Origin of the sequence: Morganella morganii, from assembly GCF_019243775.1 — a bacterium.
Classification (GTDB): Bacteria; Pseudomonadota; Gammaproteobacteria; order Enterobacterales; family Enterobacteriaceae; genus Morganella; species Morganella morganii.
Genome location: NZ_CP069157.1, coordinates 3501573 through 3521279, shown reverse-complemented (window position 1 = coordinate 3521279; position 19707 = coordinate 3501573). Strand labels below are relative to the sequence as shown.

The following is a 19707-nucleotide window of genomic DNA, read 5'->3' as shown; positions in this document are numbered from 1 at the left end:
AATGTATATGACAAAGATGAAAGAAACGGCGTTGTTCACTGCGCCGCTGACGCGGCGCGGGTTTGTCAAAGCCTCCGGTGCGGCCGGCGGTCTGGCAGTTGCAGCGGGCGGGTTATCCCTCCCGTTCAGCCATGCGGCGTCTGCCGCTGAAACTACCCCGGCACCTGCGGCGGCTTCTGATGAGAAAGTGGTCTGGAGTGCCTGTACGGTTAACTGCGGCAGCCGCTGTCCGTTACGGATGCATGTGGTTGACGGCGAAATCAGATATGTTGAAACCGACAATACCGGTGATGATGTCTACGAAGATCTGCATCAGGTACGCGCCTGCCTGCGCGGCCGTTCCATGCGCCGCCGGGTGTACAACCCGGATCGCCTGAAATACCCGATGAAACGTGTGGGTAAACGCGGTGAGAACAAATTCGAGCGTATCACCTGGGAAGAGGCGTTTGATACTATCGCCGGTACCATGAAACGCCTGATCCGCGATTACGGCAACGAATCTATCTATCTTAACTACGGCACCGGCACCCTCGGCGGCACCATGACCAAATCCTGGCCGCCGGGAGCAACACTGATTGCCCGTCTGATGAACTGCTGCGGCGGTTATCTGAATCATTACGGTGACTACAGTACCGCGCAGATTGCAGCCGGTCTGAATTACACTTACGGCGGCTGGGCGGACGGTAACAGCCCGTCAGATATTGAAAACAGCAAGCTGGTGGTTTTGTTCGGTAACAACCCGGGCGAAACCCGCATGAGCGGCGGCGGTGTGACCTATTATGTTGAGCAGGCACGCGAAAAATCAAATGCCCGCATGATTATCATCGATCCGCGTTATACCGATACCGGTGCAGGGCGCGAGGATGAATGGATCCCGATCCGTCCGGGTACGGATGCCGCACTGGTCAGCGCGCTGGCGTATGTGATGATCAAAGAAGACCTGGTGGATAAGCCGTTCCTTGACAAATATTGTGTCGGTTATGACGAAACCACCATGCCTGCCGGTGCACCGGCCAACAGCCACTATAAAGCTTATATTTTAGGTGAAGGGCCGGACGGCGTGGCGAAAACCCCGGAATGGGCAGCCAAAATCACCGGTATTCCGGCGGCGCGGATTGTGAAACTGGCGCGGGAAATCGGTACTGCCAAACCGGCGTATATCACTCAGGGCTGGGGCCCGCAGCGCCGCTCAAACGGCGAAACCGCATCCCGTGCCATTGCCATGCTCTCTATTCTGACCGGTAACGTGGGGATTAACGGCGGTAACACCGGTGCGCGTGAAGGCTCTTACGCAATTCCGTTTGTCCGTATGCCGACCCTGACCAACCCGGTGAAAACCAGTATCTCCATGTTTATGTGGACAGATGCGATTCTGCGCGGCGAAGAGATGACCGCCACCCGGGATGGTGTGCGCGGTAAAGACAAACTGGATGTGCCGATCAAAATGGTCTGGAACTATGCCGGTAACTGTCTGGTGAACCAGCACTCCGAAATCAACCGCACTCATGACATCCTTCAGGATGAGAGCAAGTGCGAGATGATTGTGGTGATCGATAACCATCTGACCTCGTCCGCCAAATATGCGGATATCCTGCTGCCGGACTGCACCGCTTCCGAACAGATGGATTTCTGCATGGATGCCTCTGCAGGCAACATGGGGTATGTGATTTTTGCCGATCAGGCAATCGCCCCGCGCTTTGAAAGCCGCAATATCTATGACATGACCAGCGAAATCGCCAAACGGATGGGGGTCGGTGATCAGTTTACCGAAGGCTGTACCCAGGAAGAGTGGCTGCGTCACCTGTATGAGCAGTCCCGCGCCGCGCTGCCGGAACTGCCGGAGTTTGATGAGTTCCGCAAACAGGGTATTTTCAAAAAACGTGACCCGCAGGGACACCATGTGGCGTACCGTGATTTCCGCAACGACCCGCAGGCAAACCCGCTGACCACGCCGTCAGGTAAAATCGAGATCTATTCCGCACAGCTGGCGGAACTCCGTGATACCTGGGAACTGAACGAAGGGGATGAAATCCATCCGCTGCCGGTTTATTCCGCAGGCTTTGAGCATGCCGGTGATCCGCTTCAGGAAAAATACCCGTTACAGATGACCGGTTTCCACTACAAATCCCGGACTCACTCCACTTACGGCAACGTTGATGTGCTGAAAGCCGCCTGTCCGCAGGAACTGTGGATTAACCCTGTCGATGCCGCGAAACGCGGGATTGCGCACGGTGATAATGTGAAGGTCTTTAACGATCGCGGGGAAGTGCGCGTCAATGTGAAGGTCACACCGCGTATTCTGCCGGGCGTTGTCGGTCTGGGTGAAGGTGCATGGTACAGCCCGGACGGCGATCGTATCGATCACGCGGGCAGCATTAACGTGTTAACCACTCAGCGCCCGTCGCCGCTGGCGAAAGGGAATCCGTCCCATTCCAACCTGGTTGAAGTCGTTAAGGCCTGAGGAAGCGATTTATGTCAACGCAATATGGTTTCTACATTGATTCAAGTCGCTGCACCGGCTGCAAAACCTGCGAGCTGGCCTGTAAAGACTTTAAAAACTTATCTCCGGAAGTAAATTTCCGCCGTATCTATGAGTATGCAGGCGGCGACTGGACAGAGCAGGATGGTGTGTATCAGCAGAATGTGTTTGCTTACTATCTCTCCATCTCCTGTAACCACTGTGATGATCCGGCCTGTGCCAAAGTCTGCCCGAGCGGTGCAATGCACAAGCGGGAAGACGGCTTTGTGGTGGTGAATGAGGAAGTATGTATCGGCTGCCGTTACTGTCATATGGCGTGCCCGTACGGCGCACCGCAGTTTGATGAGGTCAAAGGCCATATGACCAAATGTGACGGCTGCTATGAGCGCGTCGCGGAAGGCAAAAAGCCGATTTGTGTTGAATCCTGTCCGCTGCGGGCACTGGATATGGGACCGATTGAAGAGCTGCGGGCTAAATACGGCACACTGGCGGAAATCGCGCCGCTGCCGTCTGCGGAATACACACATCCGAATATCGTTTTAAAACTGAATGCCAACAGCCGTCCTGTCGGGGATACCACAGGCCATCTGGCGAACCCGGAGGAGGTATAACATGGGATCGGGAATTCATGAATGGCCGCTGATGTTTTTTACCACCATCGGGCAGAGTGTGGCAGGGGCATTTATTGTGATGGCGGCAGTGCTGCTGTCCGGAAAACTGTCACCGGAACTGAACCGTAAAGTGCATTACAGCATGTTCGGCCTGTGGGTGCTGATGGGCGTGGGTTTCCTGCTCTCCATGATGCACATGGGCACGCCGCTGCGTGCGTTTAATGCGTTTAACCGCCTCGGCAGTTCATCGCTCAGTAATGAAATTGCGGCCGGTTCGGTCTTCTTCGCTGCCGGTGGTTTTTACTGGCTGCTGGCGGTACTGAACAAAATGCCGGCGGCGCTCGGTAAGCTCTGGCTGCTGGTGGTAATGGTTCTGGCGGTGGTCTTTATTTACGCCATTCCGCAGGTTTACCAGATTGCCACGGTGCCGACCTGGTATACCCCGTACACCACGGTTCACTTTGTGCTGACAGCTCTGCTGGGCGGGCCGGTACTGGCTGCTCTGCTGCTGCGGATTGCCGGGTTTGACCTGCGCTGCATCAGCTGGCTGCCGCTGGTGGGTATCGTTGCGTTGGTGGCGAGTGCGGTCGCAGTGACGTCACAGGCGTTTGATCTGGCCTTTATCCGCAGTTCCGTACAGAGCGCTTCCGCGCTGGTACCGGAATTCGGCCTGTATATGGGCTGGCGTCTGGTTCTGCTGGCGCTGGGTCTGACCTGCTGGATCCTGCCGCTGGTGAAACGGACAAATCCGCCGGTGATTATGATGCTGATTGGTTTTGTTCTGGTGTTATCCGGGGAAATTATCGGCCGCGGTATTTTCTACGGACTGCACATGACAGCCGGTATGGCCTATCTGTCCTGATACAATCAGCGCGTATCCTGTTACTGTTTTCCGGACGGAAATCGTGGCAGGATACGCGGATATTTTATTGTGAGAGTCCTGAGTTATGAGTGAGCAAGCTGTCAGTGATGTTGCCTTAACGGCCCGTATTCTCGGGGCGGCATTTTACTACCCGCCGTCAGAAATCGTACAGATAACGGAACTGCTCTCTTCCGGGGAGTGGGTGGCGGAATGGCCGTACGGTAATGATGCGCAAAAGCAGGCCGCCGCACAGAAACTGGGTCTGACTGTCACCGGTGAGGAAACTTTAGCGCAGGCCTATCAGCGGCTGTTTATCGGCCCGCAGGCACTGCCCGCATCGCCGTGGGGCTCTGTCTGGCTGGATAAAGAACAGGTGCTGTTCGGGGATTCCACTGTTGCCCTGCGTGAGTGGATGCGTGCACATCAGGTGGATATTGTGCTGTCGCAGAATGAGCCGGAAGATCACATCGGCCTGTTACTGATGATGGCGGCCTGGACGGCGGAAAATCGTCCGGATGCCCTGAATTCACTGCTGGCAGAACACCTTCTGCCGTGGGCACGCTTTTATCTGGCGCGGATGCAGGAAAAATGCGGCAGCCCGTTCTATGAAGGATTATCTGCTCTGACGGCTCTGACTCTCAGAGGCTGGCAGGATGCACTGCTGGTGATCCCGGCAGAGAAAACCATTTTCGCCTGAGATATCACACTATCAGATCAAAAAGCCCTTCCGGTGCAGACCGGAAGGGCTTTTTTTTACGGCGGATGTTACTGGCCGAGGTCAAATTCATTAATTTTTGCGAGCATCTCCGGGTCATTGCGGTACTTTTCACGCAAGACTTTTTGCTGCTCTTTGGCCGGAGGACAGGTTTCATCCAGTGCTTTTTTGATATCTTTTTTTCTGATCTGCCGGCAGGGACACATCCCATTCACCGGCAAAATGGATGCAGTTTTCTGCATTATCCGTAAAGATTTCCAGCTCATCCGCACTGTTCTGATCTGCCGCGGCGGCGGGCAGTGAAAGCGCTGCCAGGCTCAGCAGCATTATCAGGTATTTCATCCGTGTCTCCTGTTTAAAAGGTCGTCTGTGTGTGCTGCGGGGTCAGCAGCGGTCATCGTGAAACGAGTATGATAATCACACATTCCGGAACGGGTTTAAAGCAGGGAGAACCCGGGATTACATATTCTTACACGGCTGCGGCGGAGCCGAATAACCGGCGGTTAAAATCCTCGATTTTACCGGTCATCAGACGGCGCTGCATGGTCAGTGTCCAGCTGGCGGAAAGTCCGGATGCCTGTAACAGATAACGGTATTCTGTTTCATCAAACGGCAGATGAAAAGCGATGGCAGCGGCTTCCCTGACAGACACCGCGCTGGTGCGGGTCAGCAGTTTCAGCGGCTGATCACTGCTGACATCCCCTTTCCCGGCGACACGGTACAGCCAGCCGGTACGGCCGCAATCCTGCATCACCTGTGCAAAATCAGACACATCTGTCAGCGGATTCAGTTTGTAGCACGGTGAGCGCGGCTGGGTGACCTGAATCACGGCGCTGCCCCACTGATAAATATCCCCGATGAATACGGTTTCTTCTGTCATACCGAGGGTGGATATATTTTCCCCGAAGAACGGCGCGACAAAGCGATCCTCAATCTCCGGATACATCATTTTCCAGTAGTCGTAGTGTTCGCGGGGATAGTGACACAACGCACGGTCAGGGCCGCCGTGAAAGGCTTTTTCCGCCTGCTCGTCACCGGCGAGTCCGGTGGCACTGAGGGCAATCACGCCTTCGGTCTGACGCTTTTCAATTGCGCTGCGCCCGCAGCGGGCTGTATCCCTGACGGGACCGGTGAAAACTAAAGGTGTGTATGCCATGCCGCCTCCGTATTGAGTGAGACGGATATCATAATCGAAAGCGGGAAAGAAGAATATGTGCGGACAGCGTCCGCACATATTTCAGGACTTATTTTGCAGAAGCGAAACGCGCTGCTGCCTCATCCCAGTTCACCACAGACCAGAATGCTTTGATGTAATCCGGACGGCGGTTCTGGAACTTCAGATAATAGGCGTGTTCCCACACATCCAGACCGATGATCGGATAACCGGAAGTACCGGAAATCGCTTCACCCATCAGCGGGCTGTCCTGGTTGGCGGTGGAAACCACAGCCAGTTTGCCGTCTTTCAGCACCAGCCATGCCCAGCCGGAACCGAAACGGGTTGCGGCGGCTTTTTCAAACTCAGCCTGAAACGCCTCAACGCTGCCGAAATCGCGTTCAATCGCTGCTTTCAGATCGCCCTGTAATGTGGTGCCGGTTTTCAGGCCTTTCCAGAACATGCTGTGGTTGGAATGACCACCGGCGTTGTTGCGGATAAAGGTACGTTTGTCCGCCGGGAATTTATCGAGCTGTGCGATCAGATCGTCGATATCCAGATTTGCCATCTCAGGGAAGGCTTCCAGCGCGGTGTTGGTGTTATTCACATACGTCTGATGATGTTTGGTATGGTGAATTTCCATTGTCATTTTATCGAAATGCGGTTCTAACGCATCATAAGCGTACGGTAATGCAGGTAATACATAGCTCATAATTATAACTCCAGTAATTGACCGAACCGCTCACACCGTGTGTGAACAGGCTAAACATTATAATGAAACAGATGATAATGAAAACGATTATCAGATCTGTACGATCTGTGCGGATTTTTTTTATTTGTTATTTTACTGTCTTATTTTAGTTAAATATTTTAGCTTTTGCTTATCATCTGATGTCATGCACTATTTTTTATTCTACGGGTAATTTTTTATATCGCCGGAGGTTTTCGCATCAAATGATAACGCTGTGAATACCCCCTTTTTCAATCCGTGATCTTTAGCGCAAAAAAGAAACAAAGGCAGAAAGGTAACTTTATTTAACGTGATTTTGACATAGCATTAACAATTGAAAGGAGATGCATCATGACAAAAATAACGAAATATCCTGTACCCGAAGCAATTGCAGAAAACGCGCTAATCAATCATCAGCAGTATCTGGACGAGTATCAGCGGTCTGTTGAGGATCCCGACAGCTACTGGCGTGAGAAAGGTCAGATTGTAGACTGGATAAAGCCCTATACGCGGGTGAAAAACACCTCTTTTGATCCGGGCCATGTCAGTATTAAATGGTTTGAGGACGGCACACTGAATCTCAGTGCTAACTGTCTTGACCGGCATCTTGCGGAGCGTGGTGATAAACCGGCGGTGATCTGGGAAGGTGACAGCCCGGATGAGTCCCGCACACTCACTTACCGTGAACTGCATCATGATGTCTGCCAGTTTGCCAATGTCCTGAAACAGCAGGGGATCCGCAAAGGTGATGTGGTTGCGATTTATATGCCGATGGTACCGGAAGCAATGGTCGCCATGCTGGCCTGTGCCCGTATCGGTGCGGTGCACTCGGTGATTTTTGCCGGGTTCTCACCGGAGGCGGTGTCCGGCCGTGTCATTGATTCCGGGGCAAAAATGGTGATCACGGCAGATGAAGGTCTGCGCGCCGGGCGTACTATTCCGCTGAAGAAAAATGTGGATGACGGCCTGAAAAACCCGGGTGTGACCACAGTCAGCAGTGTGATTGTTTTCCGCCGCACCGGTAATCCGGTGGAGTGGCAGGAAGGGCGTGATATCTGGTGGCACGATGCTGTCAGTGGTGTCAGTGCGGACTGTCCGCCGCAGGAGATGAATGCGGAAGATCCGCTGTTTATCCTCTATACCTCCGGTTCCACCGGCAAGCCGAAAGGCGTGCTGCACACCACCGGCGGTTACCTGGTTTATGCCACTCTGACATTTAAATATATCTTTGATTATCATGGTGATGAAGTGTTCTGGTGTACAGCGGATGTCGGCTGGGTAACCGGACACACCTACCTGGTTTACGGCCCGCTCTCCAACGGGGCCATCACGCTGATGTTTGAAGGCGTACCGAACCATCCGAAGGTCAACCGGATGTGCCAGATTGTCGACAAACATCAGGTCAATATCCTGTATACCGCACCGACCGCTATCCGCGCCCTGATGGCTGAAGGCCTCAGTGCGATTGAAGACACCTCCCGCAAATCACTGCGCATTATGGGATCAGTCGGCGAGCCGATTAACCCGGAAGCCTGGGAGTGGTATTACAAAACTATCGGTGACAGCCGCTGCCCGATTGTCGATACCTGGTGGCAGACCGAAACCGGTGCCTGCATGATAGGTGCGATGCCGGGGGCGATTGAACTGAAACCGGGCTCCGCGACCGTCCCGTTCTTTGGTGTTCAGCCTGCGCTGGTGGATAACCAGGGTGAAATTCTGGACGGCGAAACCGAGGGGAATCTGGTGATCCTCGACTCCTGGCCGGGCCAGGCCCGTACTCTGTTCGGTGATCATGAACGTTTTGAACAGACCTATTTTTCCGCCTTTAAAGGTATGTATTTTGCCGGGGACGGTACCCGCCGTGATGAAGACGGCTATTACTGGATCACCGGGCGGGTGGATGATGTGCTGAATATCTCCGGGCACCGCCTCGGTACCGCCGAAGTGGAATCCGCACTGGTTTCACACCCGAAAATTGCCGAAGCGGCCGTGGTCGGGATCCCGCACAGTATCAAAGGGCAGGCTATTTATGCCTATGTCACACTCAATCACGGCGAGGAGCCGACACCAGAGCTGTATGCGGAAGTGAGGAACTGGGTCCGTAAAGAAATCGGCCCGATTGCCACCCCGGATATTCTGCACTGGACCGACTCTCTGCCGAAAACGCGATCCGGTAAAATTATGCGCCGTATCCTCCGTAAAATCGCCGCCGGTGATACCGGTAATCTGGGTGATGTATCAACACTGGCCGACCCGGTGTGGTCGAAAAACTGCTCGAAGAAAAGCAGGCCATCAAAATGAATTAGCACGCTAACCTCAGTCAGTGCCGCATTGTGCGGCACTGACACTCCGGATAACAAAAACAGAGGAGTATCCTCAATGAGCGCATCCATTTATCAGCAGGTGGAGAACGACCCTCGCTTTCAGGAACTGGTCAGAAAGCGCAGTCGGTTCTCATGGACATTGTCCGCTATCACACTTGTGCTGTATGTCAGCTTTATTATTCTGATAGCCTTTGACCCGCAATGGCTGGGTACGCCACTCGGCGAAGGTCTGACGATTACCCGCGGGATACCTGTCGGCGTCGGGCTGATTGTCAGTGCGTTTGTCCTGACCGGTATTTATACCATCCGCGCAAACGGTGAATTCGACCGTCTGACCGCCGAAATCATCAGCGGGGTGAAACAATGAAAACGCGCCTTTCTGCTCTTCTGTTATCCCTGTTGTTTCCGCTGCTCAGTCACGCGAATGCCATCAGCGGGCCGGTGGAGCGCCAGCCGGTAAACTATCAGGCCATTATTATGTTTCTGGTTTTTGTCGGCCTGACACTGTACATCACTTACTGGGCGGCAAAACGGACACGTTCCCGTGCGGAGTATTACACCGCCGGGGGAAAAATTACCGGGTTTCAGAACGGACTGGCGATTGCCGGTGACTTTATGTCTGCCGCCTCCTTCCTCGGGATCTCCGCACTGGTTTACACCTCCGGTTATGACGGCCTGATTTACTCCATCGGCTTCCTGATCGGCTGGCCGGTGATCCTGTTCCTGATTGCGGAACGTCTGCGTAACCTCGGGCGCTACACTTTTGCGGATGTGGTTTCTTACCGTCTGAAAGCCAGGCCGATTCGTGTGCTGTCTGCCAGCGGTTCGCTGGTGGTGGTGGCGCTGTATCTGATAGCGCAGATGGTCGGGGCCGGTAAACTGATTGAGCTGTTATTCGGACTCAACTATATCGTGGCGGTTGTGCTGGTCGGCATCCTGATGGTGTTTTATGTCCTGTTCGGCGGCATGCTGGCAACGACCTGGGTGCAGATTATCAAAGCGGTTCTGTTACTCGCCGGTGCCAGCTTTATGGCACTGATGGTGATGAAAGCTGTAGATTTCAACTTTAACACCCTGTTTAAAGACGCGGTTGCGGTACATAAAAACGGGTTGGCGATTATGAGCCCGGGCGGGCTGGTATCGGATCCGATCTCCGCATTATCTCTGGGGCTGGCGCTGATGTTCGGTACCGCCGGGCTGCCGCATATTATCATGCGTTTCTTCACGGTCAGTGATGCCAAAGAAGCGCGTAAGAGTGTGTTTTATGCCACCGGATTCATTGGCTACTTCTATATCCTGACCTTTATTATCGGCTTCGGCGCCATTCTGCTGGTCAGCCCGAACCCGGTATTTAAGGATGCGGCAGGGGCACTGATCGGCGGCACCAACATGGCGGCGGTGCATCTGGCGGATGCGGTCGGCGGTAATCTGTTCCTCGGCTTTATCTCCGCCGTGGCATTCGCGACCATTCTGGCGGTTGTTGCCGGGCTGACCCTGGCGGGGGCTTCTGCGGTTTCCCATGATCTGTACGCTTGTGCTATCAAAGACGGCAAGGCCAATGAGCGGGATGAGTTAAAAGTCTCCAAAGTGACGGTGATTATTCTCGGGATTGTCGCCATCGGGCTGGGTGTTTTGTTTGAAAAACAAAACATTGCCTTTATGGTGGGGCTGGCTTTCTCTATCGCGGCGAGTTGTAACTTCCCGATCATTCTGCTCTCCATGTACTGGAAACGCCTGACCACACGCGGTGCACTGGCCGGAGGCTGGCTGGGATTATTAACCGCTGTGATCCTGATGATCCTGGGACCGACTATCTGGGTCAATATTCTCGGGCACGAAAAAGCGATTTATCCGTATGAATATCCGGCACTTTTCTCAATGTTTGCTGCCTTTATTGCGGCCTGGCTGGTGTCTGTGACGGATAACTCCGCACAGGGTCAGGAAGAACGCAGCCGCTTTGAGGCGCAGTTTATCCGCTCTCAGATTGGCATCGGAATCGAGCAGGGTAAATCTCACTGACAGACGTCACAGCGCGGTCTCCGTTCCGGAGGCCGCGTTTTTCTTTCTCTCCGGCACTTGTTTTATCAGGTTGTTAATGGTTTACTGCAACCCGCTTGTTTATGTTATTTAAAAGTTAATTTATGCGTCTGTTTTCTTCTGTTTTACTGATTGTGCTGATTGCTCTGGCACCGGCGGTGTTATCCGGCGGACCGGGGGCGGAGTACAATGTGAAAATTACGGTGATGGGCACATTATTGCTGCTGGCGAATGTGTATCTCTGCCGCTATACCGCGGGCAAAATAGTTGTTGGCCTGCTGACCATTTTGTGGGGGCTGAATTTATCTGCCTCTGCGCTTTTCCGCCGCGAGGCGGGCGCTGAATATCTGACGAACCTTCCTGAGCTGCTCCATCAGGGCTATCCGTTATCAGCCGGTGATTTCCTGTCTGAAAACAGTGGTATCGTACTGTTTTTTATCGTGGTTTCTGTGGCGTATTTCGCGGTGGTTCACCTGCTGAGCCGTGCGTTGCCGCGCCGTGCTATCCGTAATGCCGGTATCTCGCTGTTATTACTCTCGTTTATTCTGCCCGTTGAATATTACGCGATGGAAAAAGATAAAACGCCGGGGCTGACGGTGTATGACCACTACCTGCTGGGTACGCCGCTCTATAATCTTGCCACAGTACCGATGGCATGGCGGGGATGCACCGGTATCAGCTGAACAGCAGCAGCCGTCCGGGAGATCCGGACGGCTGCTGTATCAGTCAAACTGCAGAATAAATTGTGTGTTTGCTTCCAGCCTGCCGGGTTTAACGGAATCGCCATAGCGGTAATATTCAGCAACAAGCGGAACACGTGTTTTTCCGTCCTGTAAGTCCGCGATTTTAACAAACTCCTGATTAACCAGTACGGCATCATTATTCATCGGTGATGTGACAACAAAACCGACACCGGACGCATTATTATTACCTTCATCATCAGGAACGATAACAGACTCTTTTCCGTTATAATTTTCTGTTTTAGCCGCCATTAATTTCATATGAGCAGACAGATCGCCGTTACATGAAATAAATAAATTATCTTCAGCTTTATAATTACCGTCCGGAAATCCTTTGGACGAAAAGGCATTTACCGGTGCCCGTGGTAATTTAAATTCTAGGTCAGAATTTTCCAGCGAACATGATGACGGTGCGCTTTCAATCTTGCCTTTCAGTCTGTAACTGTATCCTACCGCTGTTGTGCCGCCGCCGGGGTTATATGCCTGAATTAAGACAGTACCAATATATGCTCCGCCGGTTAAAGAAAGCGTATCCGGATTATCTTTTGCGGCATAAATAATAACTGTTAAGTCAAGCGGCAGGAGCGGACCTGCCGGAACCGGAATATTACTTCCCGGCTGGTTTTGAAAATGCATACCGGTTCTGTTATCGATCAGAACATAAACAAAATTCCGATCTCCGCCCGGATAAATATGATATGCAGGATAGCCGTCAATATCACCATAATGCTTGGCGACAATACCACTGCCTTCACTGTAGCTGGTATAGCCGTGAATACCGGCATTCGGTCCGCAGTCTGCCACGCCGCCGATACCGCCTTCACGGACAAATGTGAAGCGGCCGACTTCCTGATTCTGCTTTATACTGCCGGTAAGACGCAGATTGATGGTTGACGTCATTGTGGAATGGTTCTGATTTCCGCCTCTGATACAGTCCTCGAGTGCATAAGCATGGCCGGCCGTACCTAATCCGCCTGCGGTAATTATCAGAGATAATATCAGATGTCTGGTTTTTTTTATCAGGTGACAGTATTTCATCAAATCTCCCGCTGACAATTCAGCTTTGTAATATATATTCCGTTCGTGGGTAAAGTGCCGGTAATGTCATACCGGATAATGCATTGCTGCATATTTCCGTCCTGCTTCCAGGTCACGCGGATATCACCTTTTTCTTTATCCGCAATGAAATAGAGCGTATTAAAATTAGATACCAGGTATTCAGTATCACCACCCATCGTTGCTTTTGCGCCTAACGGTATTTCTTTATTATCAGGTGTTTTCAGTGTGATCAGCAGTTTGTAGCCTTTCTTCACATTGAAATCGGCCAGAATCAGTGCGCCTTTTGTCGGAACAATATCGTTAATAATATTATTTTCGATCTCGGTATCACCGGGGATGGTCTGAGTATCAATCACAATATTATTTTTCCGGTATGGCGTCATACCGGAAACAACAGCAAGGCCCGAATTATTTGTCTGAGCAGACTGACCGTTAATGATACCCACACCGGCAGTATCTTTGGTCAGTACCAGTGCATTGGTATTCTGCAATGCGGGAGCGGTAACTACGCCATATTGTGTGGCCAGCAATGAACCATTCATGCCATAGCTGAGATTTTTATTATTTTTACTGTATGAATAACCGGCATTAACAGACGCATATTGTGAGCGATAGGAACTACTCAGACCGCCTGAATTCCCGGTGCCTTTATTACCCTGACTCTGATAAATATCCCAGCTGCCTTGTTGGTTCTCACCATAATTCCCGCTGAGCCCGGCAGTCTGTAACGTCTGATGATCGGCATCGGAAGAAATATTATAATTTGCCCAGATGGTATTATCTTTAATATTGAGCGGAATATTAAGGTTCATACTGACATTATAGGTATTATTTTTACCATTCTCAGTTCTTGTGCCCTGATAATAATTATAATATATACCGTAGTTCATTTTGTTAAATGAGCTGTTGAACCCGGCATTATAGGATTTTTGTCTTTTACCGGATGTATATTCATAAATAACAGTCGACAGATTAAGCGATGAATTGCCGGAAAAAACAGGCTGATTCAGTGATAAAGTGTATTCATTTTTAAGTTTATTATGGTCGTTCCGGTTTTCATCATATGACATTGCATCCTCGAAACGATAAAATTTAGCATCAAAGTGACGGTAACCCACCAGGGATACGCTGGTATTTGTTGCTTCTATTCTCTTCGAGTAGTTAACGCGAAACGCATTCCCGGCAGAGGCTTTATCGTGATTAAGAGTTGCTTTTGCATGCAGGATATCGGCTGTGATTGCACCAAAAGCACCAAAGTTAAATGCAGCACCGATACCGCCGGATTGATAATCTTTGGCAACAAATGCTCCGCCGAAAACGGTGACAAAATCGGTCAGGCCATAAAATATTTCTGCCTGATTGATTTTCTTTCCGTTACCTTTGTTATTGCTGTCATAGGTTCCGCCGGAAATGCTGTAACGCATATTTCCTTTCTTTTCCAGTGTGGAAATTGAAGAGAAAGGAACGATGAAATTTTTCTCACTACCATCAGTTTCTTTAACATTAACATACAGGTTTCCGCCATTACTCATCGGGTAATATTCTGTGAGATTAAACGGACCGGCAGGAACACTTTGTCTCAGGATAATTTCACCATTCTGAACAACAGTGACAACGGCTTCTGAATTTGCCATGCCGGAAATTGACGGAACATAGTTTGTTTTACTGACCGGATCCATGGTTCTGTCTGTTGTCAGACGAATACCACGAAATTTAACAGAATCAAATAACTGTGATGATGAATATAAATTACCGACAGTAAATTCACTTTTCAGTGAATTTATGTTTCTCGATAAGGTATTACTGATATTTTTCCATTTGTTTTTATTATTGTCATCATTCATCCAGGTGGAATAATTCTGATAACGCCATGCACCCAGATTGACTCTGGTCTGGATATTTCCATAATAGCTGTCTTTTGTTTCGCCATTGTGCTGACGATTTACTGCCGAAAATAAATAGTTAACAAAAAGTGCAGGGATACCATTATCCCAGTTTTCCTGCTCTAATGCTTCCAGTTTATCTTTATTAATGTATGACTGTGGTGTTGTCAGTGCATAAATCCGGGTGTTAAGGTCGAGATAGCCATGCGTATATTCAATGTCATTGATATTAAAACAGCCACCGGTATCATCATTATCTGATGACGGAAAATCGAGTCCTGTGTTTTCCCATTCTTCTCTTGAAAAACAGGGAATGAGCTTTTCATTACCGGCGTTGTTTTTTCTCAGAACAAAATCAATCTCTTTTGTGGTAATTTTATTATTATTAATAATAAGAGTTACTTTGTATTTTCCTGGTGCATTATCATTTTCTTTGAAAACATTGACATCTTCATTAGTCAGTTGTGAGTTGCTGCCGGGAATGTTAAATAGGCTGGCCGGATAATAATCATCAGCCATAACAGAGAAAGATGTCCCTGCCATAAGGACAGGCATCACGGATAATGACATAAAATGGTTTTTATTATGATATTTTTTCATCATCATTATCATCTGTTATTTAGCAGAATAACTTAATTCAACGGCTTTACCGTAATCATTTATGTATGTCAGTTTTACATTTGCAGGTGCTTTAATTGCCTGCGGGGCCGTTATTGTCTCTGCCGATTTTGGCGATATATATCCGGCAGGCAGTTTTACTTCCTGGTTGTTAACCGTTATTTTTGAAATATTTACATAATAAGGCGTGCTGTTATTAACCGTAAGGCGGTTACCTGAAACAGACCAGTCTAACTTATTCGCATAGGTTTCAATATCACGGCTGTTATCGAGAGCCGCCGGACGATACAGGATTTTTATTCTGTTGGTCATCGAGTAGCGCAGAACGTTTTCCTGGCCTTCCTCACTCGGCGCCACAAACTTAACATTCAGCCAGTAAAGAGACTCTCTGTCAGCCGGTAATGACGCCACTTTTGTGATCTGTAATGTATTCTTTTTTTCAGCCCGTAATTTGACGAGTGGTGGTGTTGAAACAAAATCAGGGCTGACATTTCCTGCTTTATCTTCAACCCATGACTGCAAAAGATAATTTCTGCCTTTGTCGGTATTAAAGGCAACAACACCCTCGCTGTTATTTTTTTCATGATAAATAACGCGGGTTGTTTCTAAACCAAAACCGGCATAGCTTTCTGATACCAAAAGAAGTAATGCACAAGCAGAGAGAATATTTGTTTTAGTGAACATGATTAAGCCTTGGTTATTTTATTATAGTGAGGGCGCGCAGAGTATTTCATCTGCGCATAAATATTAATTATATGAGAGCGTATAATTCAGCGTTGCATCCGCCTGGCCGGCTTCAACGTCGTCAGCGGTACTGTAGTAGTATGCGGTATAACTTCCCTTCCATGATGCGCTGGAAGATACGTTATATTCCTCTGTTTTTGAGCCATCAATCACAACAGGGTCATTATTGGTATCACCATTCTCAAATATAAGGACAGCAATATTTTTAGCCGTTGTACTTGCGTTCGGGTTATCTAATTCTAACAGCTCGTTATCACCATCTTTTGGCTTACCATGTAACTGTAATTTTACTTTTCCCTGATCCGGGCAGTCTGTTAATGAAATATTCAGTTCACCGTAGCCATCTTTTCCGCCAACCATAGTGCCGGTTTCTGTAAATGCACTGGTCGGATAACGACCCATTAACACATCAACATTAGGAGAGTTAGTATCGTTAAGATCAATCGAACAGGTGGCATTATAAATAAAGCCTTTAAAGGAAATTGTACCTGTCTGATCAACTGCGGATGCACTCATAGCAGTACCGGCAAGTAATGCAGAAATTAATGATTTACCAATTATAGATTTTTTCATCTTAAACCTTATTTAAATGAGTTTTTTATTATTCAGTGTCAGCTGAATAAGAATGAGATCGTGGTGTTTTATGCGAAACAATAATGAATAAAGGCAGAAATAATTCTGGCAATGATAAATACAATTTTCATTGTCCGGAGTTGAAGATTATTTTTTCTGCTGCTTACTATTTGTCTGGTTTAATTTATAGATATATGAGTGTCTCTGAATAACTCACAGAATGAGTATATCGAAATAATGTATTGAGAATACCCTGCGGTGTATCTCTGTGTAATCTGATGTTTCAAACTATTGCGCTGTTAGTATTGGATTTAATCTTTTGATTTTTATGTGTATTTTTATTGTATTTATTTTATCTTATTTCTTTTTCACCGGATGTGAACAAAATGAATAGTAAGTAATGATTTAAATATCAATAGGTTGAGTAATAATAAATGAAAGAAAAACGGGGAGGAAATGCATTATTTACTTACATCTCACACGCGTATTTTTTTTAAAAAAGAACACAGGAAATGATTTTTTATCGGCCTGAATAATGATTTACATCGGAATTTGATGTGTGATTTTTTCCGGAAATGAGAGGTATTATCAGAGAGGCGGGAAATAACAGATACCGGAACAGGGGATATTGCCGGTATCTGTCAGATGTTATCTGTAAATTATAATATTATGGCGGACAGCTTTATATTGCTGCGCTCACTTCCTGATAAGCGAACAGTCCGGCGGCACCGCCGGTGTGCACAAACAGAAGTGGTGAAGTATCTTCCGGGTGTCTGCGAACCTGGTCAATCAGCCCGGCCATGGCTTTACCGGTGTAAACCGGATCCAGCAAAATACCTTCGTGACGCGCCAGCAGTTCAATGGCTTCCAGCCCGCCGGCATTCGGCATGCCGTATTCCGGGGCAAAATAGCTGTCCCACAGCACAATCGGTGCCGGTGTTTCAATATCAAACAGCTGTGCCAGTTCGTTTTGCAGTTTAACCACTTTCGGCGCCTGGTCAGCATATACCCGCGATACGGTGACACCGATAACCGGGGTCTGCGGCATCACCAGCTGTAATCCGGCAGACAGCCCGGCGTGTGTTCCGGCGCTGCCGGAGGCGACCACGACAGCACCGAATTCTGTGCCTTCCGGTGTCTGCTGCACGATTTCCATGGCGCACTCCGCATAGCCGAGGGAACCCAGCATATTGGAGCCGCCGACCGGCACGATATACGCATCACTGAGCTGCATATGGTTGATCAGTGCCTGCATCTGCGCATCCGGGTCAGTCAGGGCATCACACATCACACAGTGTGTGCCAAATAAATCCGTCAGCAGCTTGTTGCCGTTATTCAGAAAATTGGCTTCCTGACTGCCGATCGGGTTTTCCAGCAGCGCCACACATTTCAGGCCGTACATTGCCGCAACAGCCGCTGTCTGGCGGACGTGGTTGGACTGAATGGCTCCGGCAGTGACAATAAACTGTGCGCCTTTTTCCAGGGCATCCGCCATCAGGAATTCCAGTTTGCGCAGCTTGTTGCCGCCTGCCGCCAGCGGTGTCAGATCATCACGTTTGATGTAAATCTCCCGTCCCAGCAGGCGGGAGAGATTATTCAGTTTATTCAGCGGCGTGACACCGCTGAGCAGATTAAGCTTACTGAACTGCGCCAGTGTCTGTTGCAGCCGGGTTGCCCCGGCAGTGTTTACAGAAGAAGACATATCATTTCCTTATTGAATTCGCAGTCATACTCAGTAGGTGAATCCTAACCAGAGATAGACGGCCAGCGCAAAACTCGCGGTTAATACCGCATACGGCATCTGGGTACGGATATGCTCAATATGGTCACAGTCTGTCGCCATCGATGCCACGATCGCATCACTGGAGATAGGGGAGGTCATATCACCAAAGATAGACCCGGCGATAGCCGCACCAATCATATATTCCGGCGGCATACCGACAGACAGACCCAGCTGCACACCAATCGGGATCATGATGGCGAATGTACCCCAGGAGGTGCCGGTCGCCAGTGACATAATGGCACTGATCAGGAAGATAAAGCCGACAGAGAAGCCCGGCGCGATAACCCCTGATGTCACCTGAGCAATATAGGCACCGGTGTTAAGGTCGGAAGAGACAGAGCCCATCAGGAAGGCGAGGATCATCACCGAGCTGATTTTAATCATATTGGCATAGCCGATATAGAGCTCTTTAAAGAAGGTATCGACATTCATCACGCGGCGCGCCAGGAACCAGACAAATGACACCGCCGTCCCGAACATTACGCCCCAGTAAACCGAGGTGGAACCACTGCCTTTGCTGAACTCGCCGTCACCGGTGATATACAGCGCGACCGGCACCATCAGAATGGTGGAAAGGATCGGGATAAAGAAGTTCAGTGAAGTATGGCAGTTCGGATGATCAATAATGTCTTTATCATCTTCCGGCTCGTCGTGCGTTTCTTCCGGTGTACCGGTGATAACATCCGCAGAGCTGATGAGTGCCTGCGCACGCATTTCTGCTTTGCGCATCGGTCCCCAGGAGACATTACTGAAGATATAGAACAGAATGCTGGCGAGTGAGAACCAGGCCATGATGTTGTAAACCATGGAATGTGCCAGGATATCAAACGGTTCGCCGGTGATCAGCCCCTGAGAGATCTGCACACCGATAACGCCCATCATTGCCGCACCCCAGCCGTTGATCATGGCGGAAGAACAGACAGACACACAGGCGGTCTGGATGATGTAAGACATTTTCTCCGGCGGCACGCCGTATTTTTTTGCCAGCGCTTTGGTGGAAGCACCGGAAACCAGCTGGTTAATCGAGCTTTCGATAAAAATCAGGGACGTGATAATCACCGCCAGCAGCTGAACACCTTTGCGGCCTTTGATGATCTGCGTTTTGTTGGTCAGCAGGCGGACAAGCGCCCGTACACCGCCGGTCACCACGACCAGCCGCATAATCCCGCCAATCATCAGCATAAAGATGATGGTTTTGGCGTTTCCTGATGATTTAAAGACATCAATAATCCCTTCGAGGGTCGCGCGGATCCCCAGTAAGAGGTTGTGATCATGAATAACAGTAAAGCCGACAAGTATCCCGATCAGCAGTGATAAAATCACCTGACGGGTACAGATGGCCAGAATAATTGTGACGACCGGGGTAATGACCGTCCAGATACCATAGTCCTGCATA

Annotated in this window: 16 protein-coding genes and 1 pseudogene; 8 read left to right on the top strand and 9 right to left on the bottom strand. The window is 49.7% G+C overall.

The genetic code is table 11. The features are described from left to right. Positions 1–7: 7 nt before the first annotated feature. The 4 genes from dmsA (at position 8) to dmsD (ending at position 4649) form a co-directional block, all read left to right on the top strand. Positions 8–2461: a dimethylsulfoxide reductase subunit A gene (dmsA, locus tag JL661_RS16845; RefSeq protein ID WP_062773348.1), complete on the top strand. Its 2454-nt coding sequence runs from the start codon at positions 8–10 to the stop codon at positions 2459–2461. 11 nt (positions 2462–2472) lie between these two features. Beyond that, complete coding sequence (locus tag JL661_RS16840; RefSeq protein WP_004237907.1) at positions 2473–3090, top strand: DMSO/selenate family reductase complex B subunit; 618 nt, start codon at positions 2473–2475, stop codon at positions 3088–3090. Position 3091: 1 nt separating this feature from the next. Beyond that, positions 3092–3952, top strand: a complete 861-nt coding sequence (locus JL661_RS16835) for a DmsC/YnfH family molybdoenzyme membrane anchor subunit (RefSeq protein ID WP_004237908.1) — start codon at positions 3092–3094, stop codon at positions 3950–3952. A gap of 85 nt (positions 3953–4037) precedes the next feature. Further along, positions 4038–4649 (top strand): Tat proofreading chaperone DmsD, encoded by a 612-nt coding sequence (dmsD, locus tag JL661_RS16830; protein ID WP_004237909.1) that lies wholly within the window; start codon positions 4038–4040, stop codon positions 4647–4649. Positions 4650–4820: 171 nt separating this feature from the next. Here the strand turns inward: dmsD and JL661_RS18495 are convergent, their stop codons facing one another. The 3 genes from JL661_RS18495 to sodA form a co-directional block, all read right to left on the bottom strand. After that, the gene (locus JL661_RS18495; protein WP_247718673.1) at positions 4821–5009 is read right to left on the bottom strand and encodes a hypothetical protein; all 189 of its coding nucleotides are present in this window, start codon (positions 5007–5009) and stop codon (positions 4821–4823) included. A gap of 127 nt (positions 5010–5136) precedes the next feature. Next, positions 5137–5823: a 6-hydroxyaminopurine reductase gene (gene yiiM, locus JL661_RS16820; protein ID WP_024474701.1), complete on the bottom strand. Its 687-nt coding sequence runs from the start codon at positions 5821–5823 to the stop codon at positions 5137–5139. An 88-nt stretch (positions 5824–5911) separates the two neighbouring features. Then, complete coding sequence (sodA, locus tag JL661_RS16815; RefSeq protein WP_004237912.1) at positions 5912–6532, bottom strand: superoxide dismutase [Mn]; 621 nt, start codon at positions 6530–6532, stop codon at positions 5912–5914. A gap of 369 nt (positions 6533–6901) precedes the next feature. On the opposite strand from sodA, the pseudogene acs reads away from it, so the two are divergent. From acs to JL661_RS16795, 4 genes and pseudogenes are all read left to right on the top strand, one after another. Beyond that, positions 6902–8856: pseudogene (gene acs, locus JL661_RS16810) on the top strand (acetate--CoA ligase). Between the two features lie 73 nt (positions 8857–8929). Next, positions 8930–9241 (top strand): DUF485 domain-containing protein, encoded by a 312-nt coding sequence (locus JL661_RS16805; protein WP_004237915.1) that lies wholly within the window; start codon positions 8930–8932, stop codon positions 9239–9241. Beyond that, a complete protein-coding gene (locus tag JL661_RS16800; protein ID WP_049241443.1) occupies positions 9238–10893 on the top strand; it encodes a cation acetate symporter in 1656 nt (551 codons plus the stop codon). The genes JL661_RS16805 and JL661_RS16800 overlap by 4 nt, the downstream gene beginning before the upstream one ends. Before the next feature lie 122 nt (positions 10894–11015). After that, complete coding sequence (locus JL661_RS16795) at positions 11016–11594, top strand: hypothetical protein (RefSeq protein WP_004237917.1); 579 nt, start codon at positions 11016–11018, stop codon at positions 11592–11594. Between the two features lie 39 nt (positions 11595–11633). Here JL661_RS16795 and JL661_RS16790 read toward each other — a convergent pair whose 3' ends face one another. The 6 genes from JL661_RS16790 to JL661_RS16765 all read right to left on the bottom strand — a co-directional run bounded on the left by JL661_RS16790 (position 11634) and on the right by JL661_RS16765 (position 19706). Further along, entirely contained in the window at positions 11634–12551 is a 918-nt protein-coding gene (locus tag JL661_RS16790; RefSeq protein WP_225310072.1) for a fimbrial protein, read from the bottom strand. A 137-nt stretch (positions 12552–12688) separates the two neighbouring features. Next, complete coding sequence (locus JL661_RS16785; RefSeq protein ID WP_225310073.1) at positions 12689–15112, bottom strand: fimbria/pilus outer membrane usher protein; 2424 nt, start codon at positions 15110–15112, stop codon at positions 12689–12691. Between the two features lie 96 nt (positions 15113–15208). Further along, entirely contained in the window at positions 15209–15895 is a 687-nt protein-coding gene (locus tag JL661_RS16780) for a fimbrial biogenesis chaperone (protein ID WP_062773341.1), read from the bottom strand. A gap of 63 nt (positions 15896–15958) precedes the next feature. Then, positions 15959–16528: a fimbrial protein gene (locus JL661_RS16775; RefSeq protein ID WP_032098619.1), complete on the bottom strand. Its 570-nt coding sequence runs from the start codon at positions 16526–16528 to the stop codon at positions 15959–15961. A gap of 682 nt (positions 16529–17210) precedes the next feature. Continuing rightward, the gene (locus JL661_RS16770; protein WP_004237922.1) at positions 17211–18230 is read right to left on the bottom strand and encodes a D-cysteine desulfhydrase; all 1020 of its coding nucleotides are present in this window, start codon (positions 18228–18230) and stop codon (positions 17211–17213) included. Positions 18231–18260: 30 nt separating this feature from the next. Continuing rightward, positions 18261–19706, bottom strand: a complete 1446-nt coding sequence (locus JL661_RS16765) for a Na+/H+ antiporter NhaC family protein (RefSeq protein WP_004904626.1) — start codon at positions 19704–19706, stop codon at positions 18261–18263. Between the last annotated feature and the right edge of the window lies 1 nt (position 19707).

Coding starts and splice junctions, on each gene's coding strand:
- dmsA (WP_062773348.1), top strand. CDS start 8: ATGACAAAGATGAAAGAAACGGCGTTGTTCACTGCGCCGCTGACGCGG.
- JL661_RS16840 (WP_004237907.1), top strand. CDS start 2,473: ATGTCAACGCAATATGGTTTCTACATTGATTCAAGTCGCTGCACCGGC.
- JL661_RS16835 (WP_004237908.1), top strand. CDS start 3,092: ATGGGATCGGGAATTCATGAATGGCCGCTGATGTTTTTTACCACCATC.
- dmsD (WP_004237909.1), top strand. CDS start 4,038: ATGAGTGAGCAAGCTGTCAGTGATGTTGCCTTAACGGCCCGTATTCTC.
- JL661_RS18495 (WP_247718673.1), bottom strand. CDS start 5,009: ATGAAATACCTGATAATGCTGCTGAGCCTGGCAGCGCTTTCACTGCCC.
- yiiM (WP_024474701.1), bottom strand. CDS start 5,823: ATGGCATACACACCTTTAGTTTTCACCGGTCCCGTCAGGGATACAGCC.
- sodA (WP_004237912.1), bottom strand. CDS start 6,532: ATGAGCTATGTATTACCTGCATTACCGTACGCTTATGATGCGTTAGAA.
- JL661_RS16805 (WP_004237915.1), top strand. CDS start 8,930: ATGAGCGCATCCATTTATCAGCAGGTGGAGAACGACCCTCGCTTTCAG.
- JL661_RS16800 (WP_049241443.1), top strand. CDS start 9,238: ATGAAAACGCGCCTTTCTGCTCTTCTGTTATCCCTGTTGTTTCCGCTG.
- JL661_RS16795 (WP_004237917.1), top strand. CDS start 11,016: ATGCGTCTGTTTTCTTCTGTTTTACTGATTGTGCTGATTGCTCTGGCA.
- JL661_RS16790 (WP_225310072.1), bottom strand. CDS start 12,551: ATGACGTCAACCATCAATCTGCGTCTTACCGGCAGTATAAAGCAGAAT.
- JL661_RS16785 (WP_225310073.1), bottom strand. CDS start 15,112: ATGGCTGATGATTATTATCCGGCCAGCCTATTTAACATTCCCGGCAGC.
- JL661_RS16780 (WP_062773341.1), bottom strand. CDS start 15,895: ATGTTCACTAAAACAAATATTCTCTCTGCTTGTGCATTACTTCTTTTG.
- JL661_RS16775 (WP_032098619.1), bottom strand. CDS start 16,528: ATGAAAAAATCTATAATTGGTAAATCATTAATTTCTGCATTACTTGCC.
- JL661_RS16770 (WP_004237922.1), bottom strand. CDS start 18,230: ATGTCTTCTTCTGTAAACACTGCCGGGGCAACCCGGCTGCAACAGACA.
- JL661_RS16765 (WP_004904626.1), bottom strand. CDS start 19,706: ATGCAGGACTATGGTATCTGGACGGTCATTACCCCGGTCGTCACAATT.